21 protein-coding genes are annotated in these 20,268 nt (G+C 62.3%); 19 read left to right on the top strand and 2 right to left on the bottom strand.

Annotated features, from left to right (window positions below; all coding sequences use genetic code 11):
* Both HMPREF2565_RS05735 and ndk read left to right on the top strand, forming a co-directional pair.
* Positions 1-276 (top strand): hypothetical protein (locus tag HMPREF2565_RS05735; RefSeq protein ID WP_071407010.1); only part of this gene is annotated, 276 nt, incomplete at its 5' end.
* 59 nt (positions 277-335) lie between these two features.
* Positions 336-746, top strand: coding sequence for a nucleoside-diphosphate kinase (ndk, locus tag HMPREF2565_RS05730; protein WP_039676402.1), 411 nt, complete (start codon positions 336-338; stop codon positions 744-746).
* 120 nt (positions 747-866) lie between these two features.
* Here ndk and HMPREF2565_RS05725 read toward each other — a convergent pair whose 3' ends face one another.
* Complete coding sequence (locus HMPREF2565_RS05725; RefSeq protein WP_046648980.1) at positions 867-1,217, bottom strand: ArsR/SmtB family transcription factor; 351 nt, start codon at positions 1,215-1,217, stop codon at positions 867-869.
* Positions 1,218-1,329: 112 nt separating this feature from the next.
* Between HMPREF2565_RS05725 and arsB the strand changes: the two genes are divergently transcribed.
* Complete coding sequence (arsB, locus tag HMPREF2565_RS05720) at positions 1,330-2,394, top strand: ACR3 family arsenite efflux transporter (RefSeq protein WP_049157134.1); 1,065 nt, start codon at positions 1,330-1,332, stop codon at positions 2,392-2,394.
* On the opposite strand, the gene HMPREF2565_RS05715 is transcribed toward arsB, so the two are convergent.
* Positions 2,391-3,194: a hypothetical protein gene (locus HMPREF2565_RS05715; protein ID WP_049157132.1), complete on the bottom strand. Its 804-nt coding sequence runs from the start codon at positions 3,192-3,194 to the stop codon at positions 2,391-2,393. The genes arsB and HMPREF2565_RS05715 overlap by 4 nt on opposite strands.
* A 157-nt stretch (positions 3,195-3,351) precedes the next feature.
* On the opposite strand from HMPREF2565_RS05715, the gene HMPREF2565_RS05710 reads away from it, so the two are divergent.
* From HMPREF2565_RS05710 to HMPREF2565_RS05635, 16 genes are all read left to right on the top strand, one after another.
* Positions 3,352-6,603 (top strand): translation initiation factor IF-2 N-terminal domain-containing protein, encoded by a 3,252-nt coding sequence (locus HMPREF2565_RS05710; RefSeq protein ID WP_070546653.1) that lies wholly within the window; start codon positions 3,352-3,354, stop codon positions 6,601-6,603.
* Between the two features lie 201 nt (positions 6,604-6,804).
* Positions 6,805-7,110: a 50S ribosomal protein L21 gene (rplU, locus tag HMPREF2565_RS05705; RefSeq protein ID WP_010190885.1), complete on the top strand. Its 306-nt coding sequence runs from the start codon at positions 6,805-6,807 to the stop codon at positions 7,108-7,110.
* Between the two features lie 43 nt (positions 7,111-7,153).
* Positions 7,154-7,432: a 50S ribosomal protein L27 gene (gene rpmA, locus HMPREF2565_RS05700; RefSeq protein WP_010190882.1), complete on the top strand. Its 279-nt coding sequence runs from the start codon at positions 7,154-7,156 to the stop codon at positions 7,430-7,432.
* A 160-nt stretch (positions 7,433-7,592) separates the two neighbouring features.
* Positions 7,593-9,122, top strand: a complete 1,530-nt coding sequence (gene obgE, locus HMPREF2565_RS05695; RefSeq protein ID WP_070701338.1) for a GTPase ObgE — start codon at positions 7,593-7,595, stop codon at positions 9,120-9,122.
* 91 nt (positions 9,123-9,213) lie between these two features.
* Positions 9,214-10,374, top strand: coding sequence for a glutamate 5-kinase (gene proB / locus HMPREF2565_RS05690; RefSeq protein ID WP_246819123.1), 1,161 nt, complete (start codon positions 9,214-9,216; stop codon positions 10,372-10,374).
* The gene (locus HMPREF2565_RS05685) at positions 10,374-11,303 is read left to right on the top strand and encodes a D-isomer specific 2-hydroxyacid dehydrogenase family protein (RefSeq protein WP_071407003.1); all 930 of its coding nucleotides are present in this window, start codon (positions 10,374-10,376) and stop codon (positions 11,301-11,303) included. Before proB ends, HMPREF2565_RS05685 begins: the two co-directional genes overlap by 1 nt.
* Positions 11,304-11,318: 15 nt before the next feature.
* Entirely contained in the window at positions 11,319-12,224 is a 906-nt protein-coding gene (locus HMPREF2565_RS05680; protein WP_070754960.1) for a D-isomer specific 2-hydroxyacid dehydrogenase family protein, read from the top strand.
* The gene (locus HMPREF2565_RS05675) at positions 12,224-12,730 is read left to right on the top strand and encodes a DUF1707 SHOCT-like domain-containing protein (RefSeq protein ID WP_070701345.1); all 507 of its coding nucleotides are present in this window, start codon (positions 12,224-12,226) and stop codon (positions 12,728-12,730) included. The genes HMPREF2565_RS05680 and HMPREF2565_RS05675 overlap by 1 nt, the downstream gene beginning before the upstream one ends.
* 74 nt (positions 12,731-12,804) lie before the next feature.
* Complete coding sequence (locus tag HMPREF2565_RS05670; RefSeq protein WP_070546661.1) at positions 12,805-14,073, top strand: glutamate-5-semialdehyde dehydrogenase; 1,269 nt, start codon at positions 12,805-12,807, stop codon at positions 14,071-14,073.
* 102 nt (positions 14,074-14,175) lie between these two features.
* Positions 14,176-15,567, top strand: coding sequence for an RNA-binding domain-containing protein (locus tag HMPREF2565_RS05665; RefSeq protein WP_070509975.1), 1,392 nt, complete (start codon positions 14,176-14,178; stop codon positions 15,565-15,567).
* A gap of 193 nt (positions 15,568-15,760) precedes the next feature.
* Positions 15,761-16,666 (top strand): cutinase family protein, encoded by a 906-nt coding sequence (locus HMPREF2565_RS05660; protein ID WP_049156476.1) that lies wholly within the window; start codon positions 15,761-15,763, stop codon positions 16,664-16,666.
* A gap of 10 nt (positions 16,667-16,676) precedes the next feature.
* Positions 16,677-17,492 (top strand): cutinase family protein, encoded by an 816-nt coding sequence (locus HMPREF2565_RS05655; RefSeq protein ID WP_246819122.1) that lies wholly within the window; start codon positions 16,677-16,679, stop codon positions 17,490-17,492.
* 26 nt (positions 17,493-17,518) lie between these two features.
* Entirely contained in the window at positions 17,519-18,136 is a 618-nt protein-coding gene (nadD, locus tag HMPREF2565_RS05650) for a nicotinate-nucleotide adenylyltransferase (protein WP_049156470.1), read from the top strand.
* Positions 18,137-18,232: 96 nt separating this feature from the next.
* Positions 18,233-18,700, top strand: coding sequence for a ribosome silencing factor (gene rsfS, locus HMPREF2565_RS05645; RefSeq protein WP_046648992.1), 468 nt, complete (start codon positions 18,233-18,235; stop codon positions 18,698-18,700).
* Positions 18,697-19,395, top strand: a complete 699-nt coding sequence (locus HMPREF2565_RS05640; RefSeq protein ID WP_071407002.1) for a histidine phosphatase family protein — start codon at positions 18,697-18,699, stop codon at positions 19,393-19,395. The genes rsfS and HMPREF2565_RS05640 overlap by 4 nt, the downstream gene beginning before the upstream one ends.
* A complete protein-coding gene (locus HMPREF2565_RS05635; RefSeq protein ID WP_049156464.1) occupies positions 19,395-20,183 on the top strand; it encodes a DegV family protein in 789 nt (262 codons plus the stop codon). The genes HMPREF2565_RS05640 and HMPREF2565_RS05635 overlap by 1 nt, the downstream gene beginning before the upstream one ends.
* Positions 20,184-20,268: the final 85 nt, after the last annotated feature.

The raw sequence follows: 20,268 nt of genomic DNA, 5'->3' as shown, positions 1-20,268 counted from the left end.
TGCATCGCCGCACTCGTGGCCAAGCTGTATGTTGGGGGCTTTGCGCTCCCGCTTGCGTTGATGCTCCCGGCCTTTGTGTTCCTCGTCGTGGGCATGCTCAAGCAGCAGCGCGATGAGAAGCCGGTGGAGTTTGCGGATCTGGAGGAGTGGCAGCGCGAGGATCTGAAAAGCCTGCTGGAGAGCGGTCAATACGGCACGGCCGTGCGCCAAGTGCAGCTGTGGTTTCGTGGCACGAGCCATGAGCGTGCGGAGGAAATCGTGCAACGCCTTACGTAGCGCTTAATAATTGGCCCACTGGCAGGACGCGGGAGCACCCATTCTGTACTATGTGCCCTATGACTGAACGTACACTGATTCTCATCAAGCCGGACGGCGTCAAGAACGGCCACGTGGGCGAGATCATCTCCCGCATCGAGCGCAAGGGCCTGAAGCTCGTCGCCATGGATCTGCGCGTCGCCGACGAGGAGACCGCAAAGAAGCACTACGCCGAGCACGAGGACAAGCCTTTCTTCGGCGAGCTCGTTGACTTCATCACCTCTGCACCGTTGGTTGCTGGCATCGTCGAGGGCGAGTCCGCTATCGCCGCATGGCGTCAGCTGGCCGGTGGCACCCACCCGGTGGAGAAGGCTACCCCGGGTACCATTCGCGGTGACTTCGCTCTGACCGTTGGCGAGAACGTCGTCCACGGTTCCGACTCCCCGGAGTCCGCTGAGCGCGAGATCTCCATCTGGTTCCCGAACCTCTAACTATGATTACCGCGCTGAGCGCGTAACGAAGCCCGAGCATAGCGCTCGGGCTTTTGTCATTTCTGACCCTTAACCCGAACCCGTCCTGTGTGCTCGAGCGCAGATCCGATCAGGTACCGGTTAGTCGAACGACAGCAGCGTGCGCAAGGCCGCAAAAGCGTCTTTGTGCACCTGATGGGTGACGGTGCGGCCGCATTGCTGTCTGGATAGCAAGCCGGCTTCCCGCAGGCGCGCTAGGTGGTGCGAGACCGTGGGCTGACTCAGCGCAGTGAGCTCGGTGAGTTCCGTGACGCTCATGGGCCCACAGCCTTCATCACACAGGATGGACAAAAGACGCAGGCGGGCAGGGTCTGCCAGCACTTTGAATTGCTGCGAAAAATGCCTCGCCTCGGCGTCGCTGAGCGGGCCTGTGCTTAAGGAGCAACACTCAGTGCTGGGCGCGCTGGTTTCGGGCGTGGAAGAGGAAGCCATGCGATCAGTATAGGGGTTATCCTTGCACCCTACGTTATATTGACGCGTATCAATACGTGCTGTATATTGCATGTTTGTATTGTCCATTGTTTAACGTCGAAGGAGGGGGGACATGGCTGTGTCGCAGCGCCCGAAGTTGTCTTTTCTTGACCGATTTTTACCCATGTGGATCATTCTGGCGATGGCTGCCGGACTGCTCATTGGCCACTTCATTCCCGGGATTGGCCAAGCCTTGGGCGCCGTTGAAATCGGCGGGATTTCCATCCCGATCGCCATTGGTCTCCTCGTCATGATGTACCCACCCTTGGCCAAGGTTCGCTACGAGAAGACCAAGGAAATTGCCACGGATGGCCGCCTCATGGCGGTATCGCTCGTCCTCAACTGGCTGGTGGGGCCGGCGTTTATGTTTACCCTGGCGTGGCTGTTCTTGGCGGACCAGCCGGAGCTGCGCACCGGCCTCATCATCGTGGGCCTTGCTCGCTGTATCGCCATGGTGCTTGTGTGGTCGGACCTCTCATGCGCTGACCGCGAGGCAACGGCTGTGCTTGTCGCCCTGAACTCCATCTTCCAGGTCGCTATGTTTGGTGTTCTGGGTTGGTTCTACCTGCGCGTCCTCCCCGGATGGCTGGGCCTGGACACGACGAGCGCTGACTTTTCCTTCTGGGCCATCGTCAAGGCCGTACTCGTCTTCTTGGGCATACCGTTCCTGTTGGGTGCGCTGTCTCGCGTGTGGGGCGAAAAGGTAAAAGGACGGGAATGGTTTGAGAACCGCTTCCTCCCAGCCGTATCGCCCCTGGCCATGATTGGTCTGCTGTACACAATTGTGTTGCTCTTTTCCCTGCAGGGCGAGCACATTGTGGAGCAGCCAGCAACGGTAGTGCGCGTGGCCGTGCCGCTGGTTATCTACTTCGTGGGCATGTTTGTGCTGTCGCTGGGCGTAGCAAAGGCCGTTGGCATGAATTACGCGCAGTCTGCCAGCGTGGCGTTCACTGCAGCAGGAAACAACTTTGAGCTTGCTATTGCAGTATCCATCGGCACCTTCGGAGCGATGTCTGCTCAAGCCCTTGCCGGAACGATTGGTCCTCTTGTTGAGATTCCAGTCCTCGTTGGTCTGGTCTATTTCATACTTTGGATTGGCCCGAAACTCTTCCCGGGAGATGCCACTCTTCCGCGCTAGCGCGTGCGTGCAGCGTCCATGCTGCGCACGCCAGCTTCGGTCAGAGTGATGTTAAAGGTCCGCTCACCACTCCACTTGATGAGACCAGGCAGTTTCACCACGCCGGCCGCTTCGAGTTCACGGAGTTCTTCTTCGAGCCCCTCCTCGTAGCCGATCAGCCGCCCCAGCTCAGAGATGGAGGTGGTATTGCCAGTGACTGCACCGGCGGCGACTAGCCCGCTGAGGACTTCCGGGTGAGTTTCTACTGCGGCGATGCTCGCTTGAGTGACGCCTTCGAGGCTTCCTTGTTCGGTGATGGCCTTGATGCGTCGCTTGCCCACTCGGTAGGAGGTGGTACCGAAAGCGCGGCCACCGAAGATGAACGCAGGGATGGAGAAAGCAGTAAGTCCAGCGGCGATAAGGATAGGGTTGGGTGAGACATCGCCGATAATCCCGGTGGATTTAATTCCCTCAGTGATGAGAGGGGAGAAGATAGCAAGCACCGGTAGAAAATAGGCGAGAAGAGGGTAATCGCCCGCCCGGTACTCTTCTTGGGAGGCCTGCACCAACCTCGGCTCGCTGCGAATGATGCGGAAGACTCCGTAGAGCATCACCATGATGAGTACCGCGTAGACCGGGACCGCGTAGGGGTAAGGGAGGTCAACGGCGCGAAGGCCGGAGGCGATGCCCGCGGGCACGGCCACGGTCACAATATCCCGCAGTGCAATCTCGTTACGAGCGCGCGCCTGCGCCACTGTGCGTGGCGCGTGGACAGGTATTTTCCGCTCTGCCGGTGTGTTTGTGGGCGCGCTGTCGGACATAGCGGCGATACTAACATGTGAGCCTCGGTCGAGCTCTGTGCCAGAATGGAAGGCACTGACAACTAAATAAAGATGAAGAGAATTTTTTCAAAGTCTCACCGCCGTGTGGCGGCAACCTGCGCCCGGGGTGAGCACAACGTCAGGAGATTAGCCACTGATGGCATCCAAGAAGAAAACAGAAACAGAAGAAGCACGCACTGAATCGACGTTGGCCGCGGCTGTAGCGGGGATTGACCGCGAGGCGCTCGCGCCTAAGACTCGCCTTTATGCCTTGGCTAAGCAGGTGGGCGTGGCCTCCAAGGAATTGGTGGCCCAGTTCGCGGAGATGGGCATCAAGAAGTCCGCACAATCCACACTTACGCCGGAGGAGGTGGGTCAGCTTATCGATGCCCTCGTGCCAGCCACTGAGGACACCAATCAGGCCGCCGCCGAGGACGCCGAGCAGGCTGCAGTCACGGCCGATGCTGCGCAGACCCCCGAAGAACCTGTCGAAGAAACTACTGAAGCCCCGGCTGAGGAAAAGCCGGAGAAGACGGTGAAGAAGAAGCGCACCAAGCGCGCGGCGAAGCGCGTGAGCAAGGCAGGCAAGAAGGCTGAGCCGAAGGAGCAGGCAGAGGAACCCGCACCGGAAGAGTCTGCTGCGCAACAGGATGGCGCGGGGGAGCCGCAGGAAGCTGCACAGGCACAGGACTCGACACAGGATACTGAACAGGCCGGGCAGCCGGAGCAGCTGAGCGAGGAAGAAGAAAAGCTGCGCGAGCGCGTGCGCAAGAACGTTGATAACGAGATTTCGCAGATCGTCGACAAGGTCGATGCCGAAATGCTGCACGAGGCGCTCGCCGAGGCCGGTGATAGCGACGAGGACGACGAGCTCACTCCGCTGATCACCCCGATGGCTGAGGAAGACCCGGACGTGTACGACTTCGCGCCGGTCTTCATGGCGCCGAAGATCACTCCGCTGGCCAAGCGTCAGAAGTCAGAAAAACGCGAGGAAGAAATCGAGGAAGATTCGGCACCGGCAAGCCAGCCGCGCGGTCGCCGTCGCGGCAGCCGCGGTACCTCTCGTGGCCGCGGAGCAGAAGGCCGCGGGGTAGTCCGCGAGGAAGTCGAGCACATCGACGAGCCGAAGGCGATTAAGGGCTCAACCCGCATCGAGGCGCAGCGTCGCCGCCGTGCGGAGCTGCGGGAGAAGGGCCGCGAGCGCCAGCACATCGTCTCCCAAGCGGAGTTTTTGGCGCGCCGCGAATCTGTAGAGCGCACCATGGTGGTGCGCGATAAGCAGCGTACCGACGGCGCTGGCATCATCACCCAGGTTGGTGTGCTGGAGGATGATCTCCTGGTCGAGCACTTTGTCACGACCGAGACGCACCCTTCCCAGATTGGCAATATCTACTTGGGCCGCGTGCAAAATGTCTTGCCTTCGATGGAGGCCGCCTTCGTCGATATCGGACAGGGCCGAAACGGCGTGCTGTACGCGGGAGACATCGACTGGCGCGCCCTGGGCATTGGTGGGCGCAGCCGCAAGGTGGAAAACGCGCTGAAGTCCGGTGACCAAGTCCTGGTCCAGGTGGCCAAGGATCCCATCGGGCACAAGGGCGCACGTTTGACCACTCAGATTTCCCTGGCCGGTCGTTTCCTGGTGTATGTGCCGGGCGGGCGCAGCGCGGGCATTTCCCGCAAGCTGCCGGCGCCGGAGCGCAAGCGCCTCAAGGGGATTCTGGAGCGCGTCATCCCGGGGGATGGCGGCGCCATCATCCGCACCGCAGCGGAAAACGTGTCGGAGGAGGACATCGCGTCCGACGTCAACCGCCTCCACTCATTGTGGGAGGACATTAGCGCCCGCGCCGCGCACGAAAAGGCAACGAAGGGCGCCAAGCCGGTCACCCTGTACGAAGAGCCGGACCTGCTCATCAAGGTGGTGCGTGACCTTTTCAACGAGGACTTCAGCACCTTGGTGGTGGACGGCAAGCGTTCCTACAACACGGTCAGCGCCTACGTTGATTCCATGGCGCATGACTTGGCCGACCGCGTGGTGCGATACGACGCCCGCGAGCACGATGGCGAGGATGCCTTCAGCGCCTACCGCATTGATGAGCAGCTGCAGAAGGCCCTGGGCCGCAAGGTGTGGCTGCCGTCTGGCGGCACCCTCGTCATCGACCGCACTGAGGCCATGACGGTCATTGACGTCAACACGGGCAAGTTCACCGGCTCCGGCGGCAACCTGGAAGAGACGGTGACGCGAAATAACCTCGAGGCGGCCGAGGAGATCGTGCGCCAGATGCGCCTGCGCGATATCGGCGGCATGATCGTCGTGGACTTCATCGATATGGTCTTGCCGGAAAACCAGGATCTGGTGCTGCGCCGCCTCAAGGAAGCGTTGGGGCGCGACCGGACTCGTCACCAGGTTTCTGAGGTCACCTCACTGGGCTTGGTGCAGATGACGCGCAAGCGCGTGGGCACCGGCCTCATCGAGACTTTCTCCACCGAGTGCGAGGCCTGCCATGGCCGAGGAATCATCATTCACGAGTACCCGGTTGATGAGGAGACGGAAGAGGATAACTCGAAGCCGCAGCGCCGCGGCCGTAAGGAACGCCGTGCACCGCAGCGCGATCCGAAGAAGCACCCGGCCGCCGTCCGTATGCATCGCGAGGACGACGATGCCGCTTCCGAGCATGAGGCTGCCCGTGCTGACAATGAAGAAGCAGCGCGCGACGAAGAATCTTCGCTGGAGGAACTCGTGGCCAGCGTGGTCGTCGTGGACGACGATGACGCGGAGACGCCGGATAGCGCGTCCATTGGCTACGCGGTAGCGGAAAGCCTGGAAGCGAAGCGATCGAAGCCGAAATCCAAGCAGAAGCGCTCGCGCAAGCCGCGCCGGGCAACGCGTACCTTCCGGGAGCCACAGCGCGAGGAGACGAGTGAGGGCTTGCGCGCGCAGCAAGGCAAGCAGGATAGGAACGCTAAGAACGCTGAAGCGGAGAAGAAGTCCTCCGCACAGCGCTCGGAGCCAACCTACGAGGAAGCCGTCGAGGCTTTCGAGAACTCGCCGCGCCGCAAGCGCCGCACACGCGGAAATTCCCGTTCGGATATTCGCCCGAAGCGCGAAGACTTTGCACAGGGCGAGACCCCAGCCAAGGACGCTCCGCTGGCCACCTCTAAAAAGGAGGCCAAGGCAGAGCGCAAGGCCGCGGAGTCGGGCGAGAACATGAACGTGCGCGCGACCCGCAGCCGCGGTCGCCGCCGAGTGGTGCGCAAGATGGCGCAGAGCCAATCCGCGCCGGCACCGAAGGAACGCGGTAGGGGCGCGGAGCACAGCACTGAGGCGAAGGAGCGCGAGGAGACTACGGCGTCGACAAGGCGCAGGGGCGGGCGCGGGAGGCGTCGAGTAGCACGGCGCAGGTCGCGCTAGAAAAGGCGTTTTGCCTTTTCGCCCCCTCACGGGGTAGTCTTTGACAGTCGCTGTTTAGACCATGAATGCGCTCGATGGGACGCGCTGCGGTTTCCGCACGTCTCTCGCGGATGTGGTTCTAAACGCCAATGTCCAATGTCCATTCGTTAGCGGCACCACCCAGCTGCTAGCGAGCCGAGTTTAGATAAGGGGTAGCCCTCTATGTACGCGATCGTCAAGACCGGCGGAAAGCAGTACAAGGTTGCTGAAGGTGACCTCGTCAAGGTCGAGAAGATCGAGGGTGAGCCGGGTTCCTCCGTTGCTCTCACCCCGGTTCTGCTCGTCGATGGCGCAACCGTCAAGTCGAAGGCCGCAGACCTCGAGAAGGTCTCCGTCTCCGCTGAAATTGTCGAGCAGGGCAAGGGCCCGAAGATCGACATCCTCAAGTACAAGAACAAGACTGGTTACAAGCGTCGCCTCGGTCACCGTCAGCCGGTGACCACGCTGAAGATTACCGGTATCAAGTAAGCCTTAACCGGCACTAATTCATCCCTGAAGGAGGGGAAACCACATGGCACACAAGAAGGGTGCTTCCAGCTCCAGCAACGGTCGCGATTCCGAGTCCAAGCGTCTCGGCGTCAAGCGCTTCGGTGGTCAGCAGGTTAAGGCCGGCGAGATCATCGTGCGTCAGCGCGGCACCAAGTTCCACCCGGGTGAGAACGTTGGTCGCGGCGGCGACGATACCCTGTTCGCTCTCGCTGCAGGCTCTGTTGAGTTCGGCGTCAAGCGTGGCCGTCGTCTGGTCAACATTGTTCCGGCTGAAGAGGCTGCTGCAGAAGCAACTGCCTAAGAGCCTCATGGCTTAATCCCGAGCTTTTCGCTCGGGATTTTGTCGTTTTACGCGGACGCCTTGGCGGGGGAGCGTGGAGAAGACTAAAGGGGCCGTGGGCTTCAGATCCCCGGTAGTGCCCAACTAGGACGGTATGCCAGGAACCGTTAGACTAGCGGGCATGGCACGATTCATTGACCGAGTGGTTTTGCACCTGCAGGCAGGCGATGGCGGACACGGCTGCGCCTCCGTTCACCGCGAAAAGTTTAAGCCGCTCGGCGGGCCCGATGGTGGCAACGGCGGCCACGGCGGAGACATCCTGCTGGAGGTCTCAACCCAAATCCACACCCTCATGGACTTTCACTACCGCCCGCACATCAAGTCCGAGCGTGGCGGCAACGGTGCTGGCGACTGGCGCAACGGCGCGCGCGGCAAGGACCTCATCCTCGAAGTGCCGGCAGGCACCGTGGTCTATACCGAGGATGGGGAGATGCTCGCGGACCTCACGGTCCCGGGAACCCGCTTCGTGGCTGCGGAGGGCGGCTTCGGTGGACTCGGTAACGCAGCACTGGCCTCGGCTGCTCGTAAGGCTCCGGGCTTTGCGCTGCAGGGAGAACCGGGTGAGGCGCGCGATCTCATCCTAGAGCTGAAGTCCATGGCGGACGTCGGCCTCGTCGGATTCCCCTCCGCGGGCAAGTCCTCCCTTATTTCTGTTCTCTCGGCGGCCAAGCCGAAGATTGGTGATTATCCTTTCACCACCCTCCAGCCCAACCTGGGCGTGGTGGACATGGGCCATGAGTCCTTCACCATGGCGGATGTTCCGGGCCTGATCCCTGGGGCCGCTGAGGGCAAGGGCTTGGGCCTTGACTTCCTGCGCCACATCGAGCGCACCGCGGTCCTGGCCCACGTGGTGGATACCGCCTCCATCGAGCCGGGCCGCGATCCGCTCTCTGATATCGAGGCGCTCGAGACCGAGCTGGCCAAGTACCAAGAGCTGCTGGAGCAGGACACCGGCCTGGGGGATCTGCGCGAGCGCCCGCGCGTCATCATCCTCAACAAGGCGGACATTCCCGAGGCCGAAGAGCTAGCAGAATTTGTCAAGGGTGACCTCGAAGAGAAGTACGGCTGGCCCGTCTTCATCATTTCCGCAGTCGCGCGCAAGGGCCTCGACCCGCTGAAGTACAAGCTCATGGAGATGGTCAACGAGCACCGCAAGGCTCAGCCCAAGGTCGCCGCGGACAAGAACCACACCATTATTCAGCCGAAGTCCGTGGGCAAGAAAAAGAAGGGCAGGTTCGCCGACTTCACCGTCACCCCAGACCCCGAGGTGGAGGGCGGCTTCATCGTCGAAGGCGAGAAGATCGACCGCTGGATCCGCCAGACGGACTTCGAAAACGACGAGGCCGTGGGCTACCTCGCGGACCGTCTGGCCAAGGCCGGTGTCGAAGAGGAACTGCACCGCCAAGGCGCGCAGGAAGGCTGCCCCGTGACCATCGGGGATATCACCTTCGAGTACGAGCCCATGGCTGGTGGCCGCGCGACCGACGCTGGCCGCGGACAGGACGGCCGCCTCATGAGCACCGAACGAGTATCGGCTGCCGAGCGTAAACGCGCTTCCCAGGCGCGCCGTGGTCTCGTCGACGAGTTTGACTATGGCACCGACGGGGAGGTCACGCGCGAGTCCGCGAACCGCGATCGCTGGCAGGGCTAGCCCGGTATAATGAGCCGGTATGTCATCCGAACACGACAACCAGATCGACTATCCTCTTCCCCTCGAACCTTTCGAGGGGCCAACCCCGGAAATGGACTACCCGGAGACCGCCACGCTGTCGGAAAAATCCAGCGGCTTTTCCTCGCCTTTGCGCGACCGGATCGCACAAGCCAAGCGCATCGTCATCAAGATCGGCTCCTCCTCGTTGACGCGCGATGATTTCGTGACCTCGACTGAGAAGATCGATAAGATCGTTGACGCCGTGTGCGCCCGCATGAATGTCTCGGACATCATCATCGTCTCCTCCGGTGCCGTGGCCGCCGGAATGGGCCCGCTGGGCCTGACCACGCGCCCCACCGATCTGGCCACCAAGCAGGCAGCCGCCGCGGTGGGCCAGGTGCACTTGGCCTACGAGTGGGGCGTGTCCTTTGCCCGCTATAACCGCACCATTGGGCAGGTGCTGTTGACCGCGTCGGACGTCGGCAAGCGCGATCGCGCCCGCAACGCCCAGCGCACCATTGACCGCCTGCGCCAGATGCGCACGGTGCCGATCGTCAACGAGAATGACACCGTCGCGACCTCCGAGATGCACTTCGGTGATAACGACCGCCTTTCCGCGCTCGTGGCCAATCTGGTTGGAGCGGATGCCCTTTTCCTCTTCTCCGACGTGGACGGCCTTTATGACAAGAATCCGGCGGAGCCCGATGCCAAGTTCGTGGAAGAGGTGCGCACCGGTAAGGACCTCAAGGCGGTGGTGGCCGGTGATGGCGGCAAGGTCGGCACCGGCGGCATGGCCACGAAGGTCTCCGCTGCGCGCCTGGCCACCCGCGGCGGCATTCCCGTGCTGCTGACCTCGGCGGATAACATTGGGCAGGCGCTTGACGACGCCTCCGTAGGCACCGTCTTCCACACCCGTGAGGAGCGCCGCCTGTCCGCGTGGAAGTTCTGGGCGCTCTACTGCGCGGATACCGGCGGCTCCCTGCGCCTCGACGAGGGCGCCATGGAAGCCGTGGTCCGCGGCGGAAACTCCCTGTTGGCCGTGGGCATCACGGATATCAAGGGTGAGTTCAGCGCCGGTGAGATCGTGGACATCATGGGCCCCAAGGGCCAGGTCATCGGCCGCGGTGAGGTGGGCTATGACTCCGCCACGCTGCGCAACCTGCTGGGCAAGCACACCGAGGAGCTGCCGGAGGACATGCGCCGCCCCGTTGTCCACGCCGATTACCTGTCCAATTTCGCGTCCCGAATTTAATGCGCTATTTCATGGGCCCCGATGTGTGGGCAGCGACCGTGGCAGATATCGACGCAGCCGGGCACGAGCGCGTCGAGAGCTTGGCGGAAGCCGAGGTCTTTGTGAACACCGCCTCGGATCCAGCGCAGACCCCGGAGATTCCGGAGAATATCCAGTGGGTGCAATACTGCTTCACCGGGGTGAACCGCCATATCGAGGCCGGGCTCATCCGGCCGGATGGCCTGCCGTGGTGCAACTCCGCCGGCGCTTTTGCCAAGCCCGTGGCGGAATCCGCGCTGGGGTTGATGCTCTCCCAGGCGCACCACCACAAGGCTTTCGCGCTGGCGAAGTCCTGGTCGGTGGCGCGCGAGCTCGATGAATCCCAGGCTTGGCTCTATGACCAACAGGGGCCTACGCGCGTGCTCATCGTGGGCGCAGGAGGAATCGGCACGCAGCTCATGGCTTACCTCGAGCCCTTCGGCGTGCATATCACCGCGGTAAACCGCTCGGGCCGCCCAGTGGACGGCGCGGACGTAACACTCCCTATCGAGCGCGTCGACGAAGCATGGGGCGAGGCGGATTTCGTGGTGAGCATTCTGCCGGCGACAGAAGCGACGGAAGCTCTCTTTGATGCTGCGGTGTTCCGCGCCATGAAGCGCTCGGCGGTGTTTATCAACGTCGGCCGCGGCAGCACCGTAGTCACTGATGATCTCGTGGATGCACTGCGCACGGGCGAGATCGCGGGAGCGGGCCTCGAGGTCATGGATCCGGAGCCGCTTCCGGATGGCCACCCGCTCTATGAGCTTCCCAACGCTACGCTGACCCCGCACATGGCGGCCTCGGATCACGTGGCCCAGTACCACCTGGGTGCTATCTTCAATGCCAACGCCGCCGCGTGGGAGCGCGGCGAGGATATGCCCACGCGCGTCGACCCGGACGCCGGATACTAGCTAAGGAGGATGTGCATGAAGTACGCCATCGAACCACACCCGTGGGAGGAAACCATCGAGGTGCTTGACGCCGCGGGCTTTGAGCGCGCCCGGCTAGATGAGGCCTCCTTCCTCATCTACACCGGCGACGGCACCGACTTCCCGGACCCGCTGCCGGAGAACATTGGTTTCGTGCAGATTCCTTCGGCGGGCGTGGACCACGTGCTCGACGCAATGAAGGGGAGCAGCGTGCCGTGGTCAAACGCCGCCGGGGTCTATGACAACACGGTGGCGGAATCCACCATCGCGCTGCTTCTGGCGCAGCTGCACGCGCACCGTCGCGTCAACGGCACGTTCGATTCCTATGCGGACATGGAGGCCCACACCTCCTACCTCTACGACGATAAGACGGTGGCCATTATTGGTGCCGGTGGCATTGGCAAGCGTCTGATTAGCATGCTGTCTGGTTTCGGGCCGCGCATCATTGCGGTCAACCGCTCCGGCAACCCGGTTGAGGGCGCTGAGGAAACTTACCCGATTTCCCAGGTGGACAAGGTTTGGCCGAAGGCTGATTACTTCGTCCTTATCGCTCCGCTGACCCCGGAGACCCGCCACATGGTGGATGCGGAGGCTTTCCAACAGATGCCGGAGCATGCAGTGGTGGTTAACGTGGGCCGCGGCCCACTCATCAACACCGAGGACCTCCTCGCAGCACTCGAGTCGGGCGAGATCGCGGGTGCCGCGCTCGACGTCACCGACCCAGAGCCGCTGCCGGAGGATCACCCGCTGTGGCGGGATCAGCGCGTGGTTATCACCCCGCACATTGCCAATACGCAGCGCTCCGTGCGCGAGAAGATTGGCGCGCACACCGTTAAGGTGGCCAAGGCTTTCGCGGCGGGGGAGGAGCTGCCTACCCTGGTTGATCCGAAGGCAGGTTATTAATGGAGAACCCCGATATCCGCGTTGGTGATGCGGAGCGTTCTGAGGCTCTAGAGCAGTTGAGCCAGCACTTCGTCAACGGAGCGTTGGGCCCCGATGAATTCGAGCAGCGCACCGGCGAGGCTGCCGCGGCGCGCACGCGCGGAGACGTCGAAAAGCTCTTTGCGGACCTGCCGGAGCTTTCCACCCCACGTGCTACAGCACCCGCTACCCGCCACGAGGCGGAGCTGGAGGATATGCTCTCCCGCGGACGCAAGGTGCAGATAGCGGATTCCGTCATCTGGTCGGTGGCGATGATCGCGCTCTTCCTAGGCCTCTTCGTCTTTGACTGGAGCTATTTCTGGATCTCGCCCGTCATCGCGTTCTTCGCTTCCTGGGCTGCGCGCGGGGTGCTGAAGTTCAGCGAGTCGGATGAAGAGCTCTTCGACGAGCTTTCCGAAGGAGAAAAGAAAAAGCGCGCCGAGCGCCTGCGTGCCGCGGCGGAGCGCCGCCGCGAGCTCGAGGCCTAACTAAGGGCCGATCCGCGCCCATAGCTGCACAAAATCCCTGACAAGCGGGCAGACCTTCCGTACGCTGGTATGGCATGAGCAACACCGAACGTGAAGAAGTTCTGTCCAAAGCCCGCGCCGCCAAGGCGGTGGCGCCGCAGTTCGCGCAGCTGACCACCCCGCGCAAGAACGAGATTCTCAATCGCGCCGCGGAAAACCTCATCGCGCACACCGAGGACATCCTCGCTGCTAACCAGCTCGATATCGAAGCCGGCCGCGCCAACGGTATGTCCGAGTCCCTCATCGACCGCCTGTCGCTGGACGCCGCCCGCATCGAGGGCATTGCCGGCGGCCTGCGCCAGGTAGCTTCCCTCCAGGACCCGGTAGGGGAGATCCTGCAGGGCCGCACCATGGATAACGGCATCCAGATGAAGCAGGTTCGTGTGCCGCTCGGCGTGATGGGCATGGTCTACGAGGCCCGCCCGAACGTCACCGTCGATGCCTTCGGCCTGGCCCTGAAGTCCGGCAACGTGCCGCTGCTGCGCGGTTCCAAGTCCGCGAAGAACTCCAACGCTAAGCTCGTGGAGCTCCTCCAAGACACCCTCGTGGAGTTCGATCTGCCGCGCGAAGGCGTGCAGCTTTTGCCCTGTGAGACCCACGATTCTGTGCAGGACCTCATCACCGCCCGCGGACTGGTGGACCTGGTCATCCCGCGCGGCGGCGCGCGCCTCATCAATGCCGTGGTGGAAAACGCTACCGTCCCCGCCATCGAGACGGGTACCGGCAATTGCCACTTCTACGTCGATGCCTCCGCTGACCTGGACAAGGCTACCGATATGGTGATCAACGGCAAGACCCGCCGCACCTCGGTGTGCAATGCTACGGAAGGCGTGCTGATCGACGCCGCGCTTGACGACGCCGCAAAGCTCCGCATCATCACCTCCCTCCAGGAGGCAGGCGTCACCATCCACGGCGATGTGAAGGAGCTCGAAGCCTTCGGCGTTAAGGACGCCGTGGAGGCCACCGACGAAGAGTGGCGCGAAGAATTCCTCTCCATGGATATCTGCGCCAAGGTGGTCGATGGCGTCAACGGCGCCATCGCGCACATTGCTGAGTACACCACCGGCCACACTGAGGCCATCGCCGCCCAGGACGCTGACGTGCTGCTGACCTTCGCCAACGAGGTGGATGCTGCGGCCGTCATGCTCAACGCCTCCACCGCGTTTACTGACGGTGAGGTCTACGGCATGGGCGCGGAAATCGGCATCTCCACTCAGAAGTTGCACGCGCGCGGCCCGATGGCTCTGCCGGAGCTGACGTCTACCAAGTGGGTGCTGCAGGGCACCGGCCAGACGCGCCCCTAGAGGCAGCTCGAAAGCTACTCGAAAGCTGCTCGAAAGGAATTTTTCGAGCCTGACCTGCGCAAAACATCCTACTCGAAAACTTTTCGAGTAGGATGTTGCTCTGTGAGCGTAACTCGAAACTTTCACGAAGAGCCACAGCTGCTCTTGAGCGTGCCCGAAGATCAGTGGTTCGATCGTAAATCGTTCCGAATCAAGCCCAAGGATTTGGCAAAGACAATCGTCGGAATGGCTAACGCTGAGGGTGGCATTGTTGCCGTGGGGATTACGGATCGTGAGTTTGACGGCCGCCCCACAGCGGGGCAGGGGAACGATTTGCGGCAGACCGCGTTGGACCATACGGATCCGACCGTTAAAGTTCGCATTGAAACGCTCGAAATTGACGAAGGCGTAGAGGTGTTCCTCTTTCATATCCTGCCCAGCGAACGTGTTCACTATTTGAGGTCGGGGGAGTGCTACCTGCGGGTGGGAGACGAGTCTAGGCATCTCAAGGCCGATGACATCCTCGAGCTTCGATACACCAAGGGCGAGCAGCAGTACGATGCTACTGTGCCGGCGCATGCTAGCTCAGAAGATCTCGATATGTCCTTAGTCGAAAATTACGCTGACATTATCGGTTCGTCTTCCGGCGTAGATTCACTCAACGCGCGGAATCTGATTGACCGCCAGGGGCGTCCGCGGACCGCCGCGCTCTTGCTGTTTGGAAAGAATCCGCAAGAGTTTTTCCCGAATGCTCACATCCGAGTACTTCGCTTCGCAGAAGATGAGCGCCTGCCAGGTCAGCAACAGCAGTTGATGGAAGACCGTCGCTTTGATGGTCCGTTGCCTGATCAGATCCGTGCAGCACAAGAGGTAATCGGTGGGATGCTGCCGACGGTTCGTAGGTTGTCGGGGGCGGGGTTATTTGAGGACGAGAATCTCATTCCGCATGATGTGTGGCTGGAAGGCCTAGTTAACGCTGTTGTGCACCGTTCATACAGTATGTCGGGTGATCATATTCGATTTGAGGTGTACCCCAGTCGGATTGAGATTTCTAGCCCCGGACGTTTTCCGGGTCTTGTTGATCCCGCTAAGCCTGAATCGATAGCACGTTTCGCGCGTAACCCCCTCATTGCACGCGTTACTGCTGAGTTACGCATAGGCCAAGAACTGGGCGAGGGCATCCGGCGTATGTTCGCTGGTATGCGCCGCGTCGGTTTTGCTGATCCCTCTTATGTGCAGACCAGTGGCAGCGTTGTTCTGACGTTGAAGGCAATTCAACGATTGAACGAGCAAGTGCTGCAGGATTTGCCCCGCCATGCTGAAGGGGCGTTGGCAGCGTTGGAAACGAGCGCACGTCCAATGTCTACGGGAGAAGTGGCCGAAGCTCTTGGCGTGTCAATTCCATCTGTGCGTCGTGCATTGCAAGCCATGCGTGACAAGGGGCTTGTGAAATGGAGGGGTAATGGTCCGCGCGATCCGCGGGCAGTGTGGTTTGTTGAGGGGCCTTTTGGGTGAGCTGAGTAGAGCTCGAAAGCTACTCGAAAGCTACTCGAAAGGAATTTTTCGAGCCTGACCTGCGCAAAACATCCTACTCGAAAACTTTTCGAGTAGATTGTTCGCCTTGTGTGGGGTTCGTGCTGCGCGGCGGGACAGGACTGGGTACTCTAAAGCGCGGTAATAACAAAGAACTGATTGGTGCCTTCCGCTCATGCTGTCCCGCATTGCTTCCTCCGTCGCCGCCGCCGTCGTGGCCGCGGCCGCCCTCATCGTCCCGAACACCGTATCTGCACCCGCCGCGCATGCCGACGAACAGTGCCCCGCCGTGGTCGTCGTCGCCGCGCGCGGCTCCGGCCAGAACGGCCAGATCTATCCCACGCAGTACTCCAACCAGGGTGGCCGAGCCTCCAATGGGTGGGAAGGCGAATCCATTCGCGCTATGTTGCACGGCGCTGAAGCGCGCTATCAGGCAACACACGGTGGCAACTCGCTGATGAAGGATGTCTACGTGCTGGGGCTGGAGCCGCAATACTATCCGGCGACGTACCCGGAGTATTCCGTGCCGAACGAGTCGCTTCCCACCACCGCGGCCGACTTGGTGCGCCTAGCCGCACAGTACGCCAACCCGGTCATCAACACCGCGGTCTCCGCCATCAACCAGTTCATGTACTCCGTACAGACCGGCAAGCGCGGCGTGACCAGCGCCATCAACAACTACGAGGCCGCTACCGGCTGCCACCCGCAGTACATCCTGTCCGGCTACTCCCAAGGTGCTATGGTCCTGTCCAACCACGAGCTGGAGCTAGCCCACCGCGGCCAGCTCGCCGGTGTCGTGACCTTTGGCAACCCGCTGACCCGCGCCGGGGATCCGGCCGTTGTCGGTGCGACCCAGGGCGCAGGCGGCCCGATGGGCCACTTCCCGCAGATGCGCGCCAACGTCAGCCGCGTGGACTACTGCCTGCCCCTCGATGCCGTGTGCGATCTCTCCGCCCATACCCTCTACGCCGCTAAGCCCACTGGCGGCTCCCACGGCCAGTACTTCTTCACCTACCACGAGTGGGATAACCAGGTCTACGATTCCATCGGCCGCATGGTAGACAGCGTTCGTTTCCGCTAAACAGGAAAGGGTGAAGCCTCTTTCTCTTAGCATGTGTGCCGCGCTTGGCGCAGCAGCGTTTCTCCTGAACGTTCCTGCGGCCTCGGCGGGCGGTATCGACACCTGCCCCGACACCGCGGTGCTTGTCGCGCGCGGCTCGGACCAGAACGAGGAGCAAGGCGAATACGTGGGCCCGCAGCGCTACTCCGTGCATGCGCCAGAGTCCACGGGCTTTGAGGGACGTAACTTTGCTGCGCTGTTCCACCAGGTTGAGCAGCGCCACCCGGGCGCTATGGATGGCGTCTATGTGCTAGCGCTCGACCCGGAATCCTATCCCGCCGCCATGAACCTGCCACCCTTGGCGCAGGAGGGTGAGGACCTCGGCCCGCGTGAACTCGTGCAGCGAACCGTGGAGATCCTCCAGGAGCACCCCATCGGGGAGTTGGCATACTCGGTGACACTGGGAGCCGCCGATAGTCTGCGCACCGGTGTCCGCAACGCCCCGAAGGTGGTCGAAGACTATGAATCCACCACCGGCTGCCACCCGCGCTGGGTGGCCGCCGGCTACTCGCAGGGCGCGCTCGTCGCGACAAGCGCCCAAAGCTACCTCGCTGAGACCGGGCGCCTGCATGCGGTGCTGACGTTCGGCAATCCGCTCCACCAGGTTCCGTGGACCAAGAACCGCGCCGGGCTACCGGAGCACCGCGCCGTCGATTATTGCTTGGACGGTGACTTCGTCTGCGACTTCTCCCCGGAAGCCGCCAACCGAGCGTTAGCCACGAAGGCCAAGCGCCATGCCTCCTACTTCCTGGGGGGAGCCTACCGAGCAGGACGTGCAGGTCATTGATGCTGTGGCCGGTATACTCACCAGCCATGACTAGTCCACAACGCATCGGCATCATGGGTGGCACCTTCGATCCGATCCACAACGGCCACCTCGTCGCTGCTAGCGAGGTAGCCCACCGTTTCCGCCTCGATACGGTGGTCTTTGTGCCCACCGGCCAGCCCTGGCAGAAGGCAGATAAGCAGGTCACCGCCGCCGAGCATCGCTACCTGATGACCATGGTGGCCACCGCTTCAAACCCGCGCTTTACCGTCTCCCGCGTAGACATTGACCGCGAGGGCCCCACCTACACCATCGATACGCTGCGGGACTTGCGCGAGCTTTTCCCCGATGCCGAGCTCTACTTCATTACCGGTGCGGATTCTGTCGCTTCCATCATGAGCTGGCGGAACTGGGAAGAGATGCTGGAGATGGCGCACTTCGTTGGCGTGACCCGCCCCGGCTACGAGCTACGCAAGGACATGTTGCCGGAGGGCTCCCAAGACGACATCGAGCTGATCGAGATTCCCGCCATGGCCATTTCCTCCACCGATTGCCGCGCCCGCGCCGAGCAGGGCCAGCCGGTGTGGTACCTGGTGCCGGATGGGGTGGTGCAATACATCGCCAAGAATCACCTCTACAGCCCGCACCCGGAAAAACCGCTGTAGTATCCGCGCAGAGGCGGGGGGAATTCGACTAGGAAAATGCGCCTTGTCGTGTAAGACTAGAGTTCTTAAGAGAAAAGTACTTGTGTAGGGATTGTCATGTCGATTACTGATGAAGCACGCCAGATGGCGGAAACCGCCGCCTTGGCTGCGGATGAAAAGCTGGCCACCAACATTGCCGCTATTGACGTTTCCGACGTGCTGGCGATTACCGAGGTCTTCGTCTTGGCCTCCGCCGATACCGAGCGCCAGGTGGCGTCCATCGTCGAGGAAGTCGAGGACGAGCTGACCAAGCAGGGCTTTGAGCCCAAACGCCGCGAAGGCAATCGCGAGAACCGCTGGGTCTTGCTCGATTATGGCCCCATCGTGGTCCACGTCCAGCGCAACGATCAGCGCGAGTTCTACGGCCTGGATCGCCTCTACCACGACTGCCCGCTTCTCGACATCCCCGGTCTGGACACCCCGGAACGCCCCGGCGAGTGGTCTGATGAAGTCAACCCGCGCGACGTGGACTCGATCGATGAGATTCCCCTGGCCCAGCCAGAGCCGGAAGATGACGAATTATGACCCGCCGTCTCCTCCTCATCCGCCACGGGCAAACCACGTACAACGCCACCGGACGGATGCAGGGGCACCTGGACACCGAGCTGTCGGACGTAGGGTACTCCCAAGCGCGCGCTGCCGCTGATCTGCTCGAGAATAAAGGCATCACCGCGGTTGTCGCCTCGGACCTCATCCGTGCCCGCGAAACCGCTGAGATCATCGCCCGTCACTTGGGGATTGCGGTAACCGTCGATAAGCGCCTGCGTGAAACCCACCTGGGGGAGTGGCAGGGGATGACCTCCGCCGAGGTGGATGAGCAGTACCCCGGGGCGCGTGCGCTGTGGCGCCACGACCCCACCTGGGCGCCGCCGCAGGGCGAAAGCCGCGTCGATGTGGCCAACCGCGCCCGCCCGGTCATTGATGAGCTCATGCAGGAGCACTCCGACTGGGATGAAGGCGCGGTGCTTGTCGTCGCGCACGGCGGCGCCATTTCCGCGCTGACCTGCCACCTATTGGGCCTTGAGCACCACCAGTACGGGATTCTCTCCGGTTTGAAGAACACTCACTGGTCGCAGCTGACCGCGCGGCCCGAGTTCGATGCCGCTCGTCCGCTCTCCCCGCTGGAATTCACCCCGGAGAACGTCAGCCGCGCCCAGTGGTACTTCGACGGCTGGAACATGGGCGGCGCCGTCGTTGGTGGCGCCGGGGCGGACGTCTAGTGATTCGCGTCGTCACCGATTCCGCCGCGGGGTTGCCGGCGGATATCGTCGAGGAGCTCGACATCTGCGTCGTGGACCTGCACGTCATGGAAAGCCACGGCAAGGATGGCGCGGAGCTGTCCACCTCTGGTCTGACTGCCTTGGAGCTAGCGGCCCTGTATGGCCGTCAGATGGAACGCTCCGGCGATGACGGGGTGCTAGCCATCCACCTGTCGAAGGAACTGTCCTCGACGTGGTCGGCGGCGGTGACTGCCTCCGGCGTTTTCCCCGACACCGTGCGCGTCATCGATTCCGGCACCGCGGGCATGGTCATGGGTGCCGCTGCCATGGCCGCAGCGAAGCTTGCCCAGGAAGGCGCCTCACTCGACGAGTGCTATGCCGCCGCCATCAACACCCTCGAGCGCGGGCACACCTTGGTCTATCTCAGCTCGACGGAGGAGCTGCGCCGTTCCGGGCGCATGTCCGCGGCCACGGCGATGCTGTCGACCGCGCTGCTGGCCACCAAGCCAATCATGGCGATTGCGGGCGGCAAGCTGGAGATGGTGGGCAAGACCCGCACCCAAACCAAGGCCTTTACCAAGCTCGTGGATCTGGTGGCCTCCCGCGCGGAGGGCAAGCCGGCGTTCATCGTGGTGCAGTACAACGAGGACAAGGTCTCGGCCCGCCGGCTGGAGGACCTACTGCGCTTGGCGTTGCCGGATTCCTCCTTCATGCTGGTGCCGCTTACCGACGTCCTCGCGGTCCACGTCGGCCCCGGAGCCATCGGCGTCTCCGCGGTCTTTAGCTGACGGCGGAGCCGAGCTAAAGACGTTGTTGATGTCTTCAACAAGTTATCCACAGGCTGCGGCTTAAGCCCTCGACGGGGGTGTGGGC

This window comes from Corynebacterium sp. HMSC072A04 (assembly GCF_001809235.1).
In the GTDB taxonomy this organism is placed as follows: domain Bacteria; phylum Actinomycetota; class Actinomycetes; order Mycobacteriales; family Mycobacteriaceae; genus Corynebacterium; species Corynebacterium hiratae.
This window is presented reverse-complemented; position numbering and strand designations above follow the sequence as displayed.